Annotated in this window: 21 protein-coding genes and 1 pseudogene; 10 read left to right on the forward strand and 12 right to left on the reverse strand. The window is 71.9% G+C overall.

What is annotated here, in order from left to right; genetic code table 11:
* The first annotated feature begins 82 nt into the window (after nucleotides 1-82).
* Entirely contained in the window at nucleotides 83-1,339 is a 1,257-nt protein-coding gene (locus ACZ6B8_RS22780) for a geranylgeranyl reductase family protein (protein WP_471608347.1), read from the forward strand.
* Nucleotides 1,340-1,346: 7 nt separating this feature from the next.
* Here the strand turns inward: ACZ6B8_RS22780 and ACZ6B8_RS22785 are convergent, their stop codons facing one another.
* The gene (locus ACZ6B8_RS22785; protein WP_471608348.1) at nucleotides 1,347-1,877 is read right to left on the reverse strand and encodes a nitroreductase family deazaflavin-dependent oxidoreductase; all 531 of its coding nucleotides are present in this window, start codon (nucleotides 1,875-1,877) and stop codon (nucleotides 1,347-1,349) included.
* 140 nt (nucleotides 1,878-2,017) lie between these two features.
* Between ACZ6B8_RS22785 and ACZ6B8_RS22790 the strand changes: the two genes are divergently transcribed.
* The 4 genes from ACZ6B8_RS22790 (at nucleotide 2,018) to ACZ6B8_RS22805 (ending at nucleotide 5,488) form a co-directional block, all read left to right on the forward strand.
* The gene (locus ACZ6B8_RS22790; protein WP_471608349.1) at nucleotides 2,018-2,725 is read left to right on the forward strand and encodes a TetR/AcrR family transcriptional regulator; all 708 of its coding nucleotides are present in this window, start codon (nucleotides 2,018-2,020) and stop codon (nucleotides 2,723-2,725) included.
* Between the two features lie 162 nt (nucleotides 2,726-2,887).
* Nucleotides 2,888-4,294, forward strand: a complete 1,407-nt coding sequence (locus tag ACZ6B8_RS22795) for a sensor histidine kinase (protein WP_471608350.1) — start codon at nucleotides 2,888-2,890, stop codon at nucleotides 4,292-4,294.
* The gene (locus ACZ6B8_RS22800) at nucleotides 4,291-4,956 is read left to right on the forward strand and encodes a response regulator (RefSeq protein WP_471081926.1); all 666 of its coding nucleotides are present in this window, start codon (nucleotides 4,291-4,293) and stop codon (nucleotides 4,954-4,956) included. Before ACZ6B8_RS22795 ends, ACZ6B8_RS22800 begins: the two co-directional genes overlap by 4 nt.
* Nucleotides 4,957-5,086: 130 nt before the next feature.
* Nucleotides 5,087-5,488, forward strand: a complete 402-nt coding sequence (locus tag ACZ6B8_RS22805; protein WP_471081924.1) for a MarR family winged helix-turn-helix transcriptional regulator — start codon at nucleotides 5,087-5,089, stop codon at nucleotides 5,486-5,488.
* 12 nt (nucleotides 5,489-5,500) lie between these two features.
* On the opposite strand, the gene ACZ6B8_RS22810 is transcribed toward ACZ6B8_RS22805, so the two are convergent.
* Together ACZ6B8_RS22810 and ACZ6B8_RS22815 are read right to left on the reverse strand one after the other, a co-directional pair.
* Nucleotides 5,501-6,316 (reverse strand): maleylpyruvate isomerase family mycothiol-dependent enzyme, encoded by an 816-nt coding sequence (locus ACZ6B8_RS22810; protein WP_471608351.1) that lies wholly within the window; start codon nucleotides 6,314-6,316, stop codon nucleotides 5,501-5,503.
* A gap of 51 nt (nucleotides 6,317-6,367) precedes the next feature.
* Nucleotides 6,368-7,690 (reverse strand): MFS transporter, encoded by a 1,323-nt coding sequence (locus tag ACZ6B8_RS22815; RefSeq protein ID WP_471608352.1) that lies wholly within the window; start codon nucleotides 7,688-7,690, stop codon nucleotides 6,368-6,370.
* Between the two features lie 190 nt (nucleotides 7,691-7,880).
* Between ACZ6B8_RS22815 and ACZ6B8_RS22820 the strand changes: the two genes are divergently transcribed.
* Complete coding sequence (locus ACZ6B8_RS22820) at nucleotides 7,881-9,122, forward strand: ROK family protein (RefSeq protein WP_471608353.1); 1,242 nt, start codon at nucleotides 7,881-7,883, stop codon at nucleotides 9,120-9,122.
* Here ACZ6B8_RS22820 and ACZ6B8_RS22825 read toward each other — a convergent pair.
* From ACZ6B8_RS22825 to ACZ6B8_RS22860, 8 genes and pseudogenes are all read right to left on the reverse strand, one after another.
* Nucleotides 9,119-10,384: an MFS transporter gene (locus ACZ6B8_RS22825; RefSeq protein WP_471608354.1), complete on the reverse strand. Its 1,266-nt coding sequence runs from the start codon at nucleotides 10,382-10,384 to the stop codon at nucleotides 9,119-9,121. The two genes, ACZ6B8_RS22820 and ACZ6B8_RS22825, sit on opposite strands and share 4 nt — an antisense overlap.
* Before the next feature lie 128 nt (nucleotides 10,385-10,512).
* The gene (locus ACZ6B8_RS22830; RefSeq protein WP_471081911.1) at nucleotides 10,513-11,112 is read right to left on the reverse strand and encodes a TetR/AcrR family transcriptional regulator; all 600 of its coding nucleotides are present in this window, start codon (nucleotides 11,110-11,112) and stop codon (nucleotides 10,513-10,515) included.
* Nucleotides 11,113-11,436: 324 nt separating this feature from the next.
* Nucleotides 11,437-12,171, reverse strand: coding sequence for a S1 family peptidase (locus ACZ6B8_RS22835; RefSeq protein WP_471081905.1), 735 nt, complete (start codon nucleotides 12,169-12,171; stop codon nucleotides 11,437-11,439).
* 181 nt (nucleotides 12,172-12,352) lie between these two features.
* Nucleotides 12,353-13,303: a phosphotriesterase family protein gene (locus ACZ6B8_RS22840; protein ID WP_471082660.1), complete on the reverse strand. Its 951-nt coding sequence runs from the start codon at nucleotides 13,301-13,303 to the stop codon at nucleotides 12,353-12,355.
* Nucleotides 13,297-13,881 carry a DUF4865 family protein gene (locus ACZ6B8_RS22845; protein WP_471608601.1) on the reverse strand — a complete coding sequence of 195 codons (585 nt, stop codon included), beginning with the start codon at nucleotides 13,879-13,881 and terminating at the stop codon, nucleotides 13,297-13,299. Before ACZ6B8_RS22845 ends, ACZ6B8_RS22840 begins: the two co-directional genes overlap by 7 nt.
* A 23-nt stretch (nucleotides 13,882-13,904) precedes the next feature.
* Complete coding sequence (locus ACZ6B8_RS22850) at nucleotides 13,905-14,300, reverse strand: (R)-mandelonitrile lyase (protein ID WP_471081899.1); 396 nt, start codon at nucleotides 14,298-14,300, stop codon at nucleotides 13,905-13,907.
* Between the two features lie 11 nt (nucleotides 14,301-14,311).
* Nucleotides 14,312-14,794 (reverse strand): annotated as a pseudogene (locus tag ACZ6B8_RS22855) (TetR/AcrR family transcriptional regulator); the annotation flags it as partial.
* A 53-nt stretch (nucleotides 14,795-14,847) separates the two neighbouring features.
* Nucleotides 14,848-15,027 (reverse strand): ribbon-helix-helix domain-containing protein, encoded by a 180-nt coding sequence (locus ACZ6B8_RS22860; RefSeq protein ID WP_471608355.1) that lies wholly within the window; start codon nucleotides 15,025-15,027, stop codon nucleotides 14,848-14,850.
* A 144-nt stretch (nucleotides 15,028-15,171) separates the two neighbouring features.
* On the opposite strand from ACZ6B8_RS22860, the gene ACZ6B8_RS22865 reads away from it, so the two are divergent.
* Nucleotides 15,172-15,339, forward strand: a complete 168-nt coding sequence (locus ACZ6B8_RS22865; protein ID WP_471608356.1) for a hypothetical protein — start codon at nucleotides 15,172-15,174, stop codon at nucleotides 15,337-15,339.
* Here ACZ6B8_RS22865 and ACZ6B8_RS22870 read toward each other — a convergent pair.
* On the reverse strand, nucleotides 15,333-15,608 hold the full coding sequence (locus ACZ6B8_RS22870; RefSeq protein ID WP_471608357.1) for a hypothetical protein: 276 nt from the start codon (nucleotides 15,606-15,608) through the stop codon (nucleotides 15,333-15,335). The two genes, ACZ6B8_RS22865 and ACZ6B8_RS22870, sit on opposite strands and share 7 nt — an antisense overlap.
* A 139-nt stretch (nucleotides 15,609-15,747) precedes the next feature.
* Between ACZ6B8_RS22870 and ACZ6B8_RS22875 the strand changes: the two genes are divergently transcribed.
* From ACZ6B8_RS22875 to ACZ6B8_RS22885, 3 genes are all read left to right on the forward strand, one after another.
* Nucleotides 15,748-15,942, forward strand: coding sequence for a hypothetical protein (locus tag ACZ6B8_RS22875; protein WP_471608358.1), 195 nt, complete (start codon nucleotides 15,748-15,750; stop codon nucleotides 15,940-15,942).
* Nucleotides 15,943-16,035: 93 nt separating this feature from the next.
* Complete coding sequence (locus ACZ6B8_RS22880) at nucleotides 16,036-16,284, forward strand: hypothetical protein (RefSeq protein WP_471608359.1); 249 nt, start codon at nucleotides 16,036-16,038, stop codon at nucleotides 16,282-16,284.
* Between the two features lie 157 nt (nucleotides 16,285-16,441).
* Nucleotides 16,442-16,768, forward strand: a complete 327-nt coding sequence (locus tag ACZ6B8_RS22885; protein WP_471608360.1) for a hypothetical protein — start codon at nucleotides 16,442-16,444, stop codon at nucleotides 16,766-16,768.
* Nucleotides 16,769-16,776 lie beyond the last annotated feature (8 nt).

Genomic DNA, 16,776 nt, shown 5'->3' on the forward strand with positions numbered 1-16,776 from the left:
CCACAGGAGGGACCCGTGGGGCTCCGCCGTAGGATGCCTTGGACAGCGCGGCCAACAGCGGGATCAGGAGCGGTAGACCAACGTGAGCAGCGAGAACTCAGCGGACGACGCCCGGTACGTGTGGGACGTCGTCGTGGTCGGAGCCGGCCCCGCGGGGGCCTCGGCGGCCTATGCGGCAGCGGTCGCGGGGCGCTCGGTGCTCCTTCTGGAGAAGGCCGAGATCCCCCGGTACAAGACGTGCGGCGGCGGCATCATCGGCCCCTCGCGCGACGCCCTGCCGCCCGGCTTCGAGCTGCCCTTCAGGGACCGCGTGCACGCGGTGACGTTCTCCCTCGACGGCAAGTTCACGCGCACCCGCCGCTCCCGGCAGATGCTGTTCGGGCTCATCAACCGCCCCGAGTTCGACCAGCAGCTCGTCGAGCACGCCCAGAAGGCCGGCGCCGAGCTGCGCACCGGCGTCACGGTCGCGCGGGTGGAACAGCACGGCTCCGAGGTGCCCGACCGGCGCACCGTGGCCGTGGTGCTGCAGGGCGGCGAGACCGTCCTGGCCCGCGCCGTGGTCGGCGCCGACGGCAGCGCGAGCCGCATAGGCGCCCACGTCGGTGTGAAGCTCGACCAGGTCGACCTCGGTCTGGAGGCCGAGATCCCGGTGCCGGAGACCGTCGCGGAGGACTGGGCGGGCCGGGTCCTCATCGACTGGGGCCCGATGCCGGGCAGTTACGGCTGGGTCTTCCCCAAGGGCGACACCCTCACCGTCGGCGTGATCTCCGCGCGCGGCGAAGGCGCGGCCACCAAGAGGTACTTGGAGGACTTCATCGCCCGGCTCGGCCTCGCCGGTTTCGAGCCCAGCATCTCCTCGGGGCATCTGACACGCTGCCGCAGCGACGACTCGCCGCTCTCGCGCGGCCGGGTCCTGGTCTGCGGCGACGCGGCGGGGCTCCTGGAGCCGTGGACCCGCGAGGGCATCTCCTTCGCGCTGCGCTCCGGACGGCTCGCGGGGGAGTGGGCGGTGCGGATCGCCGAGGCGCACGACGCGGTGGACGCCCGCCGCCAAGCCTTGAACTACGCCTTCGCCATTAAGGCGGGGCTCGGTGTGGAGATGAGTGTGGGGCGCCGGATGCTCCAGGCCTTCGAGCACCGGCCCGGCGTGGTGCACGCGGCGCTCACGGGCGTCCGCCCCGCGTGGAACGCCTTCGCGCGGATCACGCGCGGCTCGACGACGCTGGGCGAGCTGGTGCGCGACCACCCGATGGTGGGGCGCGTGCTGCAGGCGCGGGACCGGGATCGGGACCGCAAGCGGGGCCGCGACCGGAACCAGGACGGTGACGGGGACAGCTAGACGGTTTCTACCGCGTCTTCCGCACGGTGATGCGGAAGACGGGATGGTCGGGCGCGGCCGCAAGGATCTCCTCGTCGGAGGACGTGGCGGTCACGCCCTGGAAGTACTGGTTGACCTCCCAGCCCCACCGCTCCAGATAGCCGCGCAACAGCGGCAGCTTCTCGGCGTCGGAAATCTCCACGGCCGTGAACTGCCGCACCTTGCGCCCCAGCCGCAACTCCCCGCCCCCGGCCGCCCGCATGTTGCGCACCCACTGGGAGTGCCCGCGCGCGGATACGAGGTACTGGTCCGGGTCTCCCTCGGGCGTGTACGGGTTGACCGGCACGCGCTGCATCTTGCCGCTCTTGCGTCCCCGTACGGAGAGCTCGGCGCTGCCCATCAGGCTGACGCCGTGACGTGCGAGCCACCCGATCACGCCGTTGAAACGGACGTTGAGGCTGCTGCCCTTGAGGTAGTAGGGGGAGGCGGGGGACGAGGGGGATGTCAGGGGCGACGAGGACGACGAAGGCGACGAGGACGACGAAGGCGACGAAGACATGGGGCCCTCCAGGGCTGCGGGAACCAATTCCGAGAGCGGTGCTCTCGCTTAAGAGCAGTGTGCACGGGATGGGTACTCCAAAGCAAGAGCACTGCTCTCGAATGTGTGCACCGCTTCCTTTCCGTGTCACACTGGCCCCCATGACCGGCAATACCAGCGCCACCAAGGGAGCGCGGGCCCGCGCCCGCGAGGAGATCACCGCGGCGATCAAGGACGAGGCACGCAGACAGCTGGCGGCCGAGGGTGCCGCCAAGCTCTCCCTGCGGGCCGTCGCACGCGAGCTCGGCATGGTCTCCTCCGCGCTCTACCGCTACTTCCCCAGCCGCGACGACCTGCTGACCGCGCTGATCATCGACGCGTACGACTCCCTCGGCGCCGCTGCCGAGACCGCGCACGCGGGTGTCACCGGGGAGGAGCCGGTGCGGCGGTGGACCGTGGTCTGTGAGGCGGTACGGGACTGGGCGCTCGCGCATCCGCACGAGTACTCGCTCATCTACGGCTCGCCCGTCCCCGGCTACAGCGCGCCGGACTCGACCGTGCGGGCGGCGGCGCGGGTGGGGCTGCTGCTCATCGCCGTGGTGCGGGACGCCCATCAGGGGCGGGGGGTCGCCGTGCAGCCGTTGCCGGCGGAGCTGCGGGCGGAAGGCGAGCGGCTCGCGGCAGACCTCGCGCCCGATCTGCCGCCGGCGGTGCTGACGGCGTTGGTCGCGGCGTGGGCGCAGCTCTTCGGCCTGGTGAGCTTCGAGGTGTTCGGCCAGTACAACCGCGTCGTCGAGGACCGCTCGGCCTTCTTCGCTCAGGCGGCCACGCAACTCGCCCACAGCGTGGGGCTGTTGCCCCAGGGGTGAGGCACGCGGGTGCGGGTGAGGTGTGGGGCCGGTTCCCAGCCGGTAGCCGGAAGTCGGAAGCCCGTCGGTCACCCAGCACGTCCGGATACTCCCCCGGGAGTACGCGTGATCACCACGCCCGTCGGACGCCCCCGGGAGCCGTCCCGGTCTAGCGTTGCGGTCATGGACGAGCAGCGCGAACGTGGGCCCGGCGGGCCGCCCCAGGCGTCGGGCGGACCGCCGATGTGGCGGCTGGGGCCGCCCTGGTGGAACTCCGGGGGCGAGGGGCGGGCGGGGCGCAGGCTGCCGTGGCCGACGACGCTCGCGCTCACCGTGTTCGTGCAGATCGGGTCCGGTTTCGCCGAGCACGCCCAGTCCGGCTCCCGGGAGCACCTCACGCCCTTCGCGCGGGTGCTGCTGTTCCTGGCGACGGTGGTCCTTGTGCTGCGTCACCGGTACCCGGTGCCCGTCGTGTACGCCACGGCCGGGGTCACACTGGTCTACATCGGGGCCGGTTTTCCCTACGGCCCGATCTTCCTCGCCGTCGCGGTGGCCTGCTTCGCCGCTGTCGTGGCGGGACACCGGCGCGCGGGCTGGGGGGCCGTCGGCGGGCTCTGGGCCGGGCATCTGCTGATCGCCCACTGGCTCTACCGGTGGCTGCCGCCCGGTGGCGACGCCTCGCGGCCCTGGGGCGAGGAGATCATCGTCGCCGTATGGGTCGTCGCGATCGTCGCGGTCTCCGAACTCGGCCGCGTACGACGGGAGCAGTGGGCCAAGGAGCGCGCCGAGCGCGCGCAGGCCGCCGCGCGGCGCGCGGACGAGGAGCGGTTGCGGATGGCGCGGGAGCTGCACGACGTCCTCGCGCACAGCATCTCCGTCATCAACGTCCAGGCGGGCGTCGGCCTCGCCCTGCTCGACTCCGACCCCGAGCAGGCCAGGACCGCGCTGACCACCATCAAGGCCGCCAGCAAGGAGGCGCTGGGTGAGGTGCGACAGGTCCTGGGCACGCTGCGCGCGCCCGGGGAGGCGCCCCGCGCGCCGGCGCCCGGCCTCGACCGGCTGCCCGAGCTCGTGGAGCAGGCCCGGAGCGCCGGCCTGACCGTCGCGGTCACCACGGAGGTCGCCTCAGCGAACGGCGCCCCCGAGGTCGTCACGGAGGTCGCCCCGGAGGGCGGCACGCCCGAGGGGGCGACCGAGCCCACCCCCAAGATCAGTACAGCCTCCGGCGCCGGGCCCGCCCCCGCGGACAAGCTGCCGCCCGGCGTGGACCTCGCCGCCTTCCGCATCGTCCAGGAGGCGCTGACGAACGTCGTACGTCACTCCGGTTCACGCCACGCGCGCCTGCTGGTGCGCCACGAGCCGGCCGCGCTCACCCTGCGCGTCGACGACGACGGTCCCGCCACCGGCGCCGACGCGGGCGGCAGCGGCAACGGACTCGCCGGGATGCGGGAGCGCGCCGCCGCCCTCGATGGCACGATCGAGGCGGGCCCGCGCCCGGACGGCGGCTTCCGCGTGACCGCCGTACTGCCCCTGCCGGCGGGCCGGGACCCCCGGGACCGGGGCCGCACCGCACCTCGGGAGGACCAGTGATCCGCGTACTGCTCGCCGACGACCAGTCCCTGGTCAGGGCCGGCTTCAAGGCGCTCCTCGACGCGCAGCCCGACATCGGGGTGGCCGGCGAGGCCGCCGACGGCGCGGAAGCCGTGCGGATGGTGCGGGAACTGCGCCCCGACGTCGTCCTGATGGACATCCGCATGCCGGTGCTCGACGGTCTGGCGGCGACCCGCCGGATCACCGACGAGCCGGGCCTTGAGGGCGTGAAGGTGGTCATGCTCACCACCTTCGAGCTCGACGAGTACGTCTTCGAGGCGATCCGTTCCGGAGCCTCCGGCTTCCTGGTCAAGGACACCGAACCGGACGAGCTGCTGCGCGCGGTGCGGGCGGTGGTCGAGGGTGACGCGCTGCTCTCGCCGGGCGTGACGCGCCGCCTCATCGCGGAGTTCGCGGCCCGTTCCAAGGAGCCCGCGGCCGCGGACGCGCTGAGTGGTCTGACCGAGCGGGAGCGGGAGGTGATGGCCCTGGTCGGCATCGGTCTCTCGAACGAGGAGATCGCCCGCCGCCTGGTGGTCAGCCCGCTCACCGCCAAGACGCACGTCAGCAGGACCATGGTGAAGCTGGGTGCCCGGGACCGCGCGCAACTCGTCGTGCTCGCCTACGAGTCGGGCCTGGTCCGCCCCGGCTGGCTGGGCTGACAGACGGGCCCCGGGCGGGCGAGCCCGATCGCCCCGCGGGTGTGCGTACATCCCGCCCCGCGGCTTATCTATGCGCATGCATTTAATGACGGTGCAACAAAAGCCGGAAATCCTGCTACCGTGCGGTGTCATGGCGGCGAAAACGGCCGAGCAAGGGCTCGTGGACCACTGGCGCGACATCCTCGCGGTGCATGCGCGCACCCTGTGCGAGCTCGATCGGGAGCTGCATCCGCACGGTCTGGGGGCGAGCGACTTCGAGGTGCTCGACGTGCTCGCGGAAGGCTCTTCGGACGACGGCGGCTGTACGTTCCGGGTGCAGGAGATCTCCGCGCAGGTCCACCTGAGCCAGAGCGCCCTGTCCCGCCTGATCGGGCGCCTGGAGAAGGACGGTCTCGTGGAGCGCGGGATGTGCAGCGAGGACCGGCGCGGCGTACGGGTGTCGCTCACCGGCAAGGGGCGGGCGCTCCATGCCGAGGTGCGGCCGCTGCAGCGCGCGGTCCTCGAGCGGATGCTCGACGATCACGCACGCTGACCCTCGCGCCCGTCAGCCCATGACGATCGCCGACTTCTCCCGCCACAGCTCCGCCAGCGTGTGGTCGCCCGTCACCTGCGGGAACGGCAGCCGGTTCCACAGCGCCGGATAGAGGCGTGCCGCAGACCCCGACACCTCGCCGTCGGCGGGCGCCGTCGCGCCGCGCTCCGTGACCGGCGGTCCGTCGGAGAGGCGTACGGTCCAGATCCGCTCGCCGGATGGACTGGGCGGACCCGGTGAGCCGGACGTCCCTGCCGCACTCGATGCACCCGGCGTACTCGCTGTGTCCGGCACGTCCGTGGCCCGCACCCGCAGCACCCGCGGCACGTCACTGCGCACCCGGCTCTTCTTGCGGGTGTGCAGGCCGAGGAGCAGCTCCTCGATCCCGTCCACGGCGAACTCCGCTTCGATCACGGTTGGTTGGCCCCCGCGGGCGGACTCGGCGTCCACCCGGTGGATAGTCGTCTCGTTGGCCTGGCGCCTGGCCCAGAAGGCCAGGGGGGAGGGGGCCGGCAGGAAGGCCCAGCACCGCACGTCGGGCGGCGCCGCGCGGAGCGTCTCGACGAGCGAGGCGTGCCCCTCGCGGAACCACTCGACGAGCGCGTCCCCGTCCAGCTCGGGGAGCTCGCCGCCGAGCCGGTACGCCATGCGCCGCTCCCTGATGAAGGTGGCGGCCCAGCGGTGCACCATCCCGGTGTGCTGCAGCAGGTCCCGCACCTGCCAGTCGGGACAGGTGGGCACCTTGGCGTCGGAGCCGGCCTCCGCTGCGGCTCGGGCCAGTAACTCCCCCTCGCGCTCCACGACTTGGATGTGCCGGAAAATGTCCATGCGGAAGATTGTGTCGGATGGAGTGCCGTCGAACGGGAACTCCGCGTGATGTCAGACCCTTTCCGTACCCTTCGTACGCTCCGTGATTTCCGTACGGTCCCTGCCCTCCGTACGACGTGTGGCGAAGCCGATGACCGCCGCGACGCCCGCGAGCACCGCGACGCTGGTCAGCGCGGTGGGCAGCGAGTACCAGTCGGCCATGAAACCGATGAGCGGCGGCCCGACCAGCATGCCGCCGTAACCGAGCGTCGACGCCGCGGCGACCCCGCCGGGGCCGGCGAGGGCGCCCGCCCGCTCGACCGCGACCGGGAAGATGTTGGCGAGGCCGAGTCCGGTGACCGCGAATCCGGCCAGTGCGAGGCCGGTCGACGGGGCGAGCGCGCCGAGCAGCATTCCGGCGCACGCCGTCGCGCCGCCGCCGACCACCGTGCGGGTCCTGCCGAGCCGTTCGAGGAGGGTGGTCCCGGAGAACCGGCCGATCGTCATGGCGAAGGCGAAGCACGAGTAGGCGGCCGCGGCGACGCCCGGGTGGGCGTGCAGGTCCTGCTCCAGGTGGAGGGGGCCCCAGTCGGCGATGGCGCCCTCGCCGTAAGCGGTGCACAGCGCGATGAGCCCGAAGACCACCACGAGCCCGCGGGTACGGCGGTCCATGCGGCCCGAACCGCCGCGCCCCACCGCGGCGGTGGCATCGGCGGCGGCGGTCGCGGGGGCGGGTGCGGCCGCCGCGTCGCCGTTCGGGCGCGGCCCGATCGACGCACCGTGGCGCAGCAGGGTGGGCGCGGCCGCCGCGGTGACGGCCAGGCCGACGACGGTGATCCCGAGCAGATGGGGAGTGGGGGAGAGGCGGCCCGCGACGAGCCCGCCGAGGCCCGAGCCCAGCATGCCGCCGAGGCTGAAGGCGGCATGGAAGCTGGGCATCACCGGCCGCCGCAGCGCGCGCACGAGATCGACGGCGGCGCTGTTCATGGCGACGCTGATCCCGCCGTACGCGGCTCCGAAGATCAGCAGTACGAGTCCGAGGACGAGGACCGAGCCCGTCAGCGGCGGCAGCGCCACGCTCAGCGGCAGCAGCACGGCGCAGGCCACCGTCACCGGAATGCTGCCGAAGCGGGTGCACAGCCGCCCGGTGAGCGTCATGGTGACGACGGCCCCGGCGGAGACCGCCAGCAACGCAAGGCCCAGCTGGGCCGCCGACGCCCCCGTCTGCTCCTTGATCGCGGGAATGCGGACGACCCAGCCGGCGAAGACGAAGCCGTCGAGGGCGAAGAAGAGGGTCAGGGCGACACGCAGTCGGCGGAGGTCGGGTGCGGGGGCGGGATCGAGGGGGCCGGTGGGCCGCGACGCTGCGTTCCCGATTTTGTTTAGTGGCGGCACAAAGTCAGAGTAGGGGTGCGCGAGGGTGTCGTTCAAGACGGTTGCCGGCGGTGCACGGGACCGTCCGCAAGCGCGCGCCGGAAGCACGCACCGGACGGACACGGCACGGACATGGCACGGATACGGGGAGGAACGAGCCGATGGCGGCTGAACGGCGAGGCCGTGTACGGATCATGGGAGACTCGCCCTCATGAACGGCAAGGCTGACCCCCGTGCCGAGGGGGAAGTGACCGAAGTGAGCACGCGTACCCGCCTGGAGCGAGGGCGCGGCGCGCTGGGCCCGGCGCTGGAACTGGTCCACACCGGACGCGCTCCCACCCGTGCCGTGCTCACCGCCGAGCTGGGCGTCACGCGCGCCACGGCCGGCGCGGTCGCCGCCGAGCTGGAGGCGCTGGGACTGATCCGGATCGACGCGAAGCCCAGTGCCGCCGCGGGCTCGCAGGGCAGGCCGTCGCACCGCCTCGCGGTCGCGGAGGAGGGGCCCGTGGCCCTCGCCGCGCAGGTGCACGCCGACGGCTTCCGGGCCGCGCTGGTCGGGCTCGGCGGCTCGATCGTGGCGACCGCGCCGGGCTGCGAGACCGTGGGCGCCGACCCCGCGGAGGTCCTCGGCGCGGTCGTCGAGGCGGGCGCCGGGCTGCTGCGCGAAACCGGCAGGCGCTGTGTCGGCGCCGGCCTGGCGGTGCCGTCCGCGGTGGCCGAGCCCGACGGCACCGCCCTCAACCCGCTGCACGTGGCGTGGTCCGCGGGTGCGCCGGTGCGCGAGATCTTCGCCGGCTGTGTACGGGGGGCGGGCATCGCGGGACCGGCGTTCGCCGGCAACGACGTGAACCTCGCCGCGCTGGCCGAGCACCGGCACGGTGCCGGGCGTGGCGCCCGTGACCTGCTCTGTGTGGCGACCGGGCACCGCGGTGTCGGTGGCGCCCTGGTCCTCGACGGCCGTCTGCACACCGGGAGTTCGGGCCTCGCGCTGGAGGTGGGTCACCTCACCGTGCACTCCGAGGGGCGCCCGTGCCACTGCGGCAGCCGGGGCTGTCTGGACGTCGAGACGGATCCGCTCGCCTTCCTGACGGAGGCGGGGCGTGAGCCGGGACCGGAGGGACTTCTCGTCCAGGCCAGGGAACTGCTCCGCGACGGGTACGACGACCCGGCGGTGCGCACCGCGGCCGAGGCGCTGATCGACCGGCTCGGTCTCGGGCTCGCCGGCCTGGTCAACATCCTCAACCCCGACCGGATCATCCTGGGCGGTCTGCACCGCGCCCTCCTGGAGGCGGACCCGGAGCGGCTGCGGGCCGTCGTCGCGGACCGGAGCCTGTGGGGGCGCAGCGGCGGCGTGCCGATCCTGTCGTGCACGCTGGACCACAACAGCCTGGTGGGGGCCGCCGAGCTGGCCTGGCAGCCGGTGCTCGACGACCCCTTGGGTGCGTTGGCCTAGGCGGGCTGAGGGAGGTCCTCGGCGGCATTGCTCGTGGCAGCCGCCGCGGGGGGTGCGGTCTTGACGACGCCCGGGGCGGGAACTGGGGCGGCGCCAGGGTCCGGTGCCGTGGTGGCGGATGCGGTGCGGCGGCGGAGCAGATCCGGCACCAGGGAGAGCAGGCCGAGCGCGGCCAGGCCGGCGCCGATCCACAGCGGTGAGCGCAGCCCGAACGTGTCGATGGCGGGCCCGCCGACGGACGTGGCGATGATGATGCCGAGCGTGATGAACGACGAGTGGACGGTGTTCACCAGCGGCCGCGCGTTGCCGACCCGCTGGACGCGGGTCACCAGGGCCGGGTTCATGGTGACACCGACCAGGCCGATGCCCAGCATGAACACCACCGCGGGGACGGTCAGTTCGGCGAAGAGTGCGAATCCGGTGAGGAAGGTCAGGTTGAGCGCGAGCCCGACGACCAGGACGGGCACGGTGCGGCGGTCGGCGAACCGGCCGACGACGGTGTTGCCGATGACGGTGGCGGCGCCGTACGCGACGAGGAGCAGCGGAACGGTCCCCGTGGAGAAGCCGGTGAGCTCCGTGAGGATCGGGTTGAGGTAGCTGAACGCGGAGAAGGTCGCGCCGATCACGAACGTGCTGGTGGTGAGCGTCAGCCAGAGCCGGGGGCTGCGGAAGGCGCCGAGCTCCTGGCGCAGGCCGCCCGCTTCCGCGTCGTCACCGTCGGCGCTCGGCACACCGGCGAACGTGGCCGCGGCGGCCAGCGCCGTCAGGCCGGTGATCGCCCAGAACGCGGCGCGCCAGCCGAGGTGTTCACCGACGACGGTGGCGAACGGAAGTCCGAGCAGCGTGCCCAGCATCAGTCCGTTGAGTGCCACCGCCACGGCACGGCCGCGCACGTCGGGCCGGGTGAGGCGGGAGGCCAGCGATATGGAGACGCCGAAGAAGGCCTGGGACGCGATGCCGGTGAGGACGCGGGCGACGAGCATGGTGCGGTAGTCGGGTGCGAGGGCGGCGAGCACGTTGCCCGCGAGGAAGATGCCGAACAGCACCATCAGGGCGGACTTCTGACGCATCCTCAGCACCGCGACCGTGAGGAAGGGGCCGCCGAAGGCCATCGCCGCGGCGAAGGCGGTGATGAGGTAGCCGATCTCCGGGATCGTGGCGTCCAGTCCGTCGGCCATCTGCGGCATCAGTCCGGCGACCACGAACTCACTGGTCACCATGGCGAAGATGCCGAGGGCCAGTACGTAAACGGCGCGAGGCATGGCGGGGTGCTCCTGTCGGGCAGGTTTTGGATTGATCAGTACAGAAAACGGGCATGAGGGAACGCGCAGGGGTAAGGGGGCGCGGTTCGGCGGAGTGGGCCGGTGCGGGGTGTTCGGCGTCCGGAGGGTTAAGGGGCCGTCAGCGCGGCGAGGGCGGTTTCGGCGATGCCCTCCAGCGCGTCCCGGTCGGCGCCGCCCTGCGCGGCGACCCGCATGCCGCCGATGACGGCGTTGACGAACTGGGCGAGGGTGTCGGCGTCCCGCGCCGAGGTGATGTCGCCGTCCCGCTGGCCGGATCGGATCGTGGCGCGCAGCACGGTGAGCCGGGCCGCGAGATCGCGTTCCAGCATCCGGGCGGCCTCGGGGTCGCGCCCGGCGAGCTCGACGGTCGTGTTGACGGTGAGGCAGCCGATGCTGTGGCCGTTCTCGCGGTGCTCGAACTCCCCGTCGATGATCCGGGCGAACAGTGCGCGCATGCGGTCCAAGGGGGCGCGCTCGGTGTCCTCGAGGAGGGCGGCCTGGTTCGCGTTCATGGTCTCCATGTACCGGGTCAGGGCGCGCCGGAACAGGTCGTGCTTACTGGTGAACGTGTTGTAGATGCTGCTGCGGCCCAGTCCGGTGGCCTCGCACAGGTCCTGGGTCGACGTGGCCTCGTAGCCGTGCGTCCAGAAGGCGTGCATCGCCGCGTCCAGGGCTCGCTCCTCGTCGAAACTCCTCGGTCGGGCCATGCCGGTACCGTACCGGTTCTGGAACGATCAGTGCAATATGTTGTGGAACAACGCGATGCAAAAGTGCCGGGGCCTACTGGACGGGAGGCGGGTGTCAAGCGCTGCACGGCGGACAGGAACGTGCCCCGCCCCTCACGCATGAGGTCCGCGCTCCTCGCCCGCTCCTCCCGCTCCCCGCGCACATCGAGCGACCGCGTCCCCTGAACGAAGGTGGCGTCGACGTATGTCCAGGGCCGCCGTGGGCCGACAACGGCTCGCGCAATTGCCTTTTGGGGAACGGGAATTGCGCGATGTGCCGGCCAACGGACCAAGGGCGGACGGAACCTAGCGCCGGATGACCGAGCGGATCCAGGACAGCTGCTGCGAGACCTCTCCGGCCTCGGCGCTCTTCTCCCGGTCGGAACCGTTGAAGACGCCGATGAGGGTTTCGGTGCCGCGCGGGCCGATGGTCATCACCGGGCCTCCGGAGTCGCCGCCGGCGGGAATGCCCGCCACCTTCTTCATGCAGAAGTCGGGGCCGCCCGGCGCGGTGTGGCCCGCGCACAGGGGGTCGTTCGGCCGGACGACCTTCAGCTTCGACTGCTTGAGGACGGGGGACTGGCAGGCGCTCTCATCGGTGGTGCAGGTGGCGCCCCACCCGTACTGCCGCACGAGCTGGCCGCGCTTGACGCCGACCGTGGAAAGGCGTGCGGTGCGGACGTTCATCGGCGGGACCTTGACGAGCATCATGTCGGCGTGCGCGCTGCCCACGCGCTTGCCGCGGAGCGGGCGGACCGTGGTGCCCCTGCGCATGTCGAGGTGGCCCACGCGGAAGGAGATCCGCCGGTCGGGGACCGGCTGGGCCTGCTCGTAGAAGCAGTGCGACGCGGTGAGGATCCACTGGCGGGAGACCGCCGTCCCGGTGCACGCCGGTTTGCCGTCGACGAGCATCCGTACCGCCCACGGGCCATAGGTGGCTTTCGAGCCGCCGATGACGGCGGAGGCGGGGGCGGATGACATCACCGAGCCCGCGACCAGCGCCAGCGTGGTCAGCAACAGGACACGAACGCGTCGCATCATGCGGAACAACTCCTCTCAGGGGGTACTGCCGTACGGATAGTGAGAGACCCCGCTGAGCGAAAGCGTTCCGCACGAACCCCACGATTTCCCGGCAGCCGGACGGCGCGTCCCGGATCGTGTCCTCGACCCTCTGCCACGGCCCGTGGTGTTCGGGGCGCACGCCCCAGGGGGCCGGCCGGCCCTACCGCCACGCCACCCCGAACGCCCGCCCCGGGTTCACCGTCAGGATCCGTTCCACCAGCTCCTCGCCCACCGCGAGTTCGAGCCGGGGCCGCACCCCGCGCAGCAGATACGGCATGCCGGGGCCACCGTGCACCGAGCGCGCCCCGGCCGTCGTCGTGTCACCGCCGAGCAGGATCCGGTCGCCGAACCCCGCGTCCGCGAGGGAGCACACCGCGTCCGGCATGCGCCAGTCCGTGGCGTGATGGGCGCGCGAGGGGCCGTCGAACGCCACGTACGCGCCCGCCCGCGCGGCCCCCAGGTGGCACGTCAGGTCGGGGGAACGGTTCAGATGGCCGAGGATCACCCGGTGCGGCGGCACGTCGAACGTGCCGCAGAGCAGGTCGAGTACGAGTGACGCGGCGGTCCCCAGTTCCAGGTGGACGCAGATCGGGGCGCCGGTCGCGTGGTGGGCCTCGGCCGCCGCGCGCATCGTCCGACGGGCGTGCCCGTCGAGTCCGTGGAAGCCGCCCGCGACCTTGATGAGCCCGGCCCGTACGCCGGACTCCCCGATGCCCTCGGTGAGTTCGCGGGCGAAGAGGTCCGCGAGGTCCGTCGCGCGGAGGTCGTCGAGGAACTCCGGTGTGTAGTGCACAGCTTGGTGCAGCCCGGTCGCCGCGACCAGGTGGACCCCGGTCGTCCTGGAGAGGCCGGGCAGCCGCTCCGCGTGGCGTCCCATCCCGTGCGGCGTCCACTGCACGACGCTCCGTCCGCCCGCGGCACGGAACGCCGCGAGTTCGGCGGCCGCGTGCTCGGCCGAGTCCAGTTCCTGTCCCGGCAGTCGGGGACTGCGCAGGAAGGCGTGGTCGTGGGCGTCGCACACACCGAGGCGCTCCGGCGCGATGTCCCCGAGAACGGTACGGACAGCGGGGGTGACCGCTGCCTCGTCGGGCCCGGCGGGGCCGGTCACCAGTGCCGCCCCCGCGGCAGCTTCTCCTGCTCGGGCGCGGAGAGGTGCAACACCTCGAAGACCTCACCGTCGGCCTCGGGTGACCCGTGCTCCCAGAGCGAGAAGTGCACCGCCTCCCACGTGCGCGGATCGATGGCGGTCAGGACGCTCACCGCACCCTCCGCGCGACTCAACCGTGCCGCCTCGTCGACCAGTTCCTCGGCGATGCCGGGCAGCGGTGTCTGCTCGGTGATGCGCTGCCGGCGGCGGACCGCCGCCCGCGGAACGGTCGCGGCCGCGCCCCCGTCCTCGTACGCGAGCACCGTCCAGTTCTGCACGACCGGTCGCCCGAAGTCGTCGACGAGGCCACGGAAACCGGGGCCCCACAGAAAGGAGTTCATACCCTCGGGCGTGTTCCAGAGGTAGAAGGGGGCGTACTGGTTGACCGGCGAGCCGTTCGCGCCGCGCTCGCGCATCAGGTAGGCCTTCAGGCCCAACCCGGTGAAGTCGTCCAGGAGATGGCCCTTGGACTCGACGCGGTGGCGGATGACGCCCATGTCGTAGTCGGCGGGCAGAGTGATCTCGTACTGCATCGCGTGCATCATGTACTCCCTGGGGCGCAGGCTCAGTTGGGGTAGGCGGCGGTGTCGACGAGCGCGCCCCAGTCGACGGTGGTCCCGTCGTCGGCGGCCTCGACCACGGCGAGGTGCGTCATGAAGGTGCGCGGCCCCGCGCCGTGCCAGTGCGCCTCGCCGGGCTCGATCCAGATGGTGTCGCCGGCCCGGATCGACTCGATCGGCCCTCCCTCGCGCTGTACGAGGCCCTCGCCCTCGGTGACGTGCAGGACCTGGCCGTGCGGGTGGCGGTGCCAGGCGGTGTGGGCGCCGGGCGTGAAGTGCACGCTGAACAGGTGCAGGCGCGAGGGCGGGCCGGGGGCGGCGATCTCGTCGAGCCAGACGGTGCCGGTGAAGTGCTCGGCCGGGCCCCTGCGGCTGTCGGGGCGGTTCCGGGTGATGAGCAAGGGGGTCGTCCTCAGGAGTGAGTGGTCCGGTGTGCGGTCGGGGTGGTGCGGGCCGCCGCGAGCAGGGCCAGCAGGCCGCGTACTCCCGCGTCGAACGCGGCGGGCGAGCCGGACGAGCGGGCCAGCACATAACCGCCCTGAACCGTCGCGACGACCGCCGAAGCCACGTCCCGCGCGTCGAGCGCGTCACTGAACTCGCCCTCGGTGCGGCCCTCTTCGAGGATTTCGGCGATACGGTCGCGCAGCCAGTCGAGTGTCTCGGTGACGGGCGCGCGGAGTTCGTCGCTGGCGATGATGTCCGGGTCCATCGTGAGCCGCCCCACGGGACAGCCCTTCAGTACGTCGCGCTCGCGCAGCAGATAGGCCTCGACGCGGTCGTACGCCGGGCCGGTGCCGTCCAGGACGGCCTCCGCGGCGGCGCGCATCTCCTTCGCGGTCCGCCGGATCGCGGTGAGCGCGAGGTCGGGCTTGCCGGCGAAATGGTGGTACATGGCTGCTTTTCGGCCCCCTGCTTGACCTGCGGCGATACCGTACGCGAAGCAGGGGATCATGTGCTTGAGCCTGGCGGGTCAGCCTCGATCTTCAGGATCTGCGGAGGCGTCGAGACGTAGTTCCGCAAGGCGGTGTTGATCACGTACGTGACTGTCCGGCCCTCGGCTTCGGCCTTGGCCATGGCTGCCGACCAGAGCTCGTCGGGCACGCGGACATTGCGCAGCGGGATGGCCATGCTGAAGATCCTTTCGCCGTAAGCGCAGCACGTTAACAGGCGCCAGCTCCCCGTGAGCAGAGCGCTTCCCTCATGCCCCGCGGCCCGCACCTGGATTGCTCGGTGCGCGCCGCGGTTCCACCACCCGATGCGAGGAGTTCCGCCATGCCCGACACGACCGCACCCAAGCAGAGCGGCCATCTGAAGCTGGTCCGCGACTTCTTCGGCCTGAAGCTGGCCGAGATGAAGGCGCAGTGGACGAACGGCGGGCTCTCCGACGCCGACAAGGAGCAGATCATCGCCGGTCTGCGCGACGGGACGCTGACCTACTGAGCTTCGCCGGCCGCCCGCCGCTTGGCCTGCTCCGAGCGGCTGCGGTACTCCGCGGGCGGCTCGATGCCGTGCTTGCGGGCCAGGGTCCGGAACGTCTCATCGGTCTTGCCGGTGAGGTCGGCCAGGGTCCTGGTCCCCATGCCCGCGCGTAGCAGCTCCAGTGCGCGGGCCATCACGTCGGGCCGCATCTCGCGCTCGCCCTTGAGGTGGCGCCGGTACTTCTCGAAGACCTTCGCGGTCTCTTCGTCGGGTGTCACGTCATCGGCCATGCCGCTCATGCTACAGCCCAATCCTTTGGGGTACGCAGAAGAATCATGACACCCCAAGTGTCTGGGGTATTGCATCCCAAGAACTTGGGGTGAATAGTGGAGTCATCGGCAGGGAGCACCTAAGGCAAGGGGAATGGCCATGGACGCACGAATCGACCACGTGACGGACGCTCGGGACACCCGCCCGGCGTGGGGGATCACGTACCGCCGATACGTGGACGTCCAGAGCTGCCATGTACGAGTGCAAGCGGATGACCTCGATGCCGCCCTGGCCGCCCTCGCCGAATACATCGGCAGCAACCAGTACGCCGTGACATCGATCCGCCCCGAGTGACCCACAAAGCCCCGGCGGGGGAAGTCGCCCGCCACCTGTCGCAGGGCGCTGGGGCACTGCATCCATCCCACCCGCACATCCTGAGGGGACGTCATGACCACTGCGATCCACGACCTCGGCACCCTGGACCGCGACCTGCGCACCGGCCGGTACGTGGCGACCTTCCGCCTCAGTTACGGCACGGTCAACGGCACCATCGTCCGCACCCTCCCGGCGTCCGGCATCGAGTGCGTCGGCGCGCTGGCCGCGCGGGGAGCGGAGCGCGGCATCGTCTGGGACATCGAGGTCGCGGACAAGGACGGCAACGACGTCACCTTCGACTTCACCTGCTTCCAGGACTGACTCCGAGCCCCGGCCGGCCGCCACGCCGCCGGGGCTTCTCCCTGCCCGGAGCACATGCCTCCACATCCCGCCAATATCCCAAGTGTTTGGGGTATTGGCATCCCAATGATTTGGGGTGAGAATGGGTAGTGAAGGTAGAGCCCCGGGGAGGCCTCTCATGAAGACCACTGTCGCTGAGTACCTGGTCACCCGGGGATTGCCCGCCACCTGGCGCTACGCGTCCCCGTTCGGCCGCGTCGCTGCCGGGACCTACCGCAGCATCTACCGCCGCGAACCCCGCAAGGCGTTCCGCTTCATCAACGGCAAGTTCCGCCGGGTGATGGCGTACCGCCCCGGTGAGCGGCACGTGCTCGACACCGCGTGGTTCATCTATCCGCGCTGCACCACCCCGGACATCACCCCGCGCCGCACCGCCGACTGGCTCGGCAGCAGCGACGCGATGCGGTGGCAGCCCGGCAACCAGCCGCTCACGCGGCACCCGTGAGGGGGAGT

This window comes from Streptomyces sp. NPDC041122 (genome assembly GCF_055592445.1).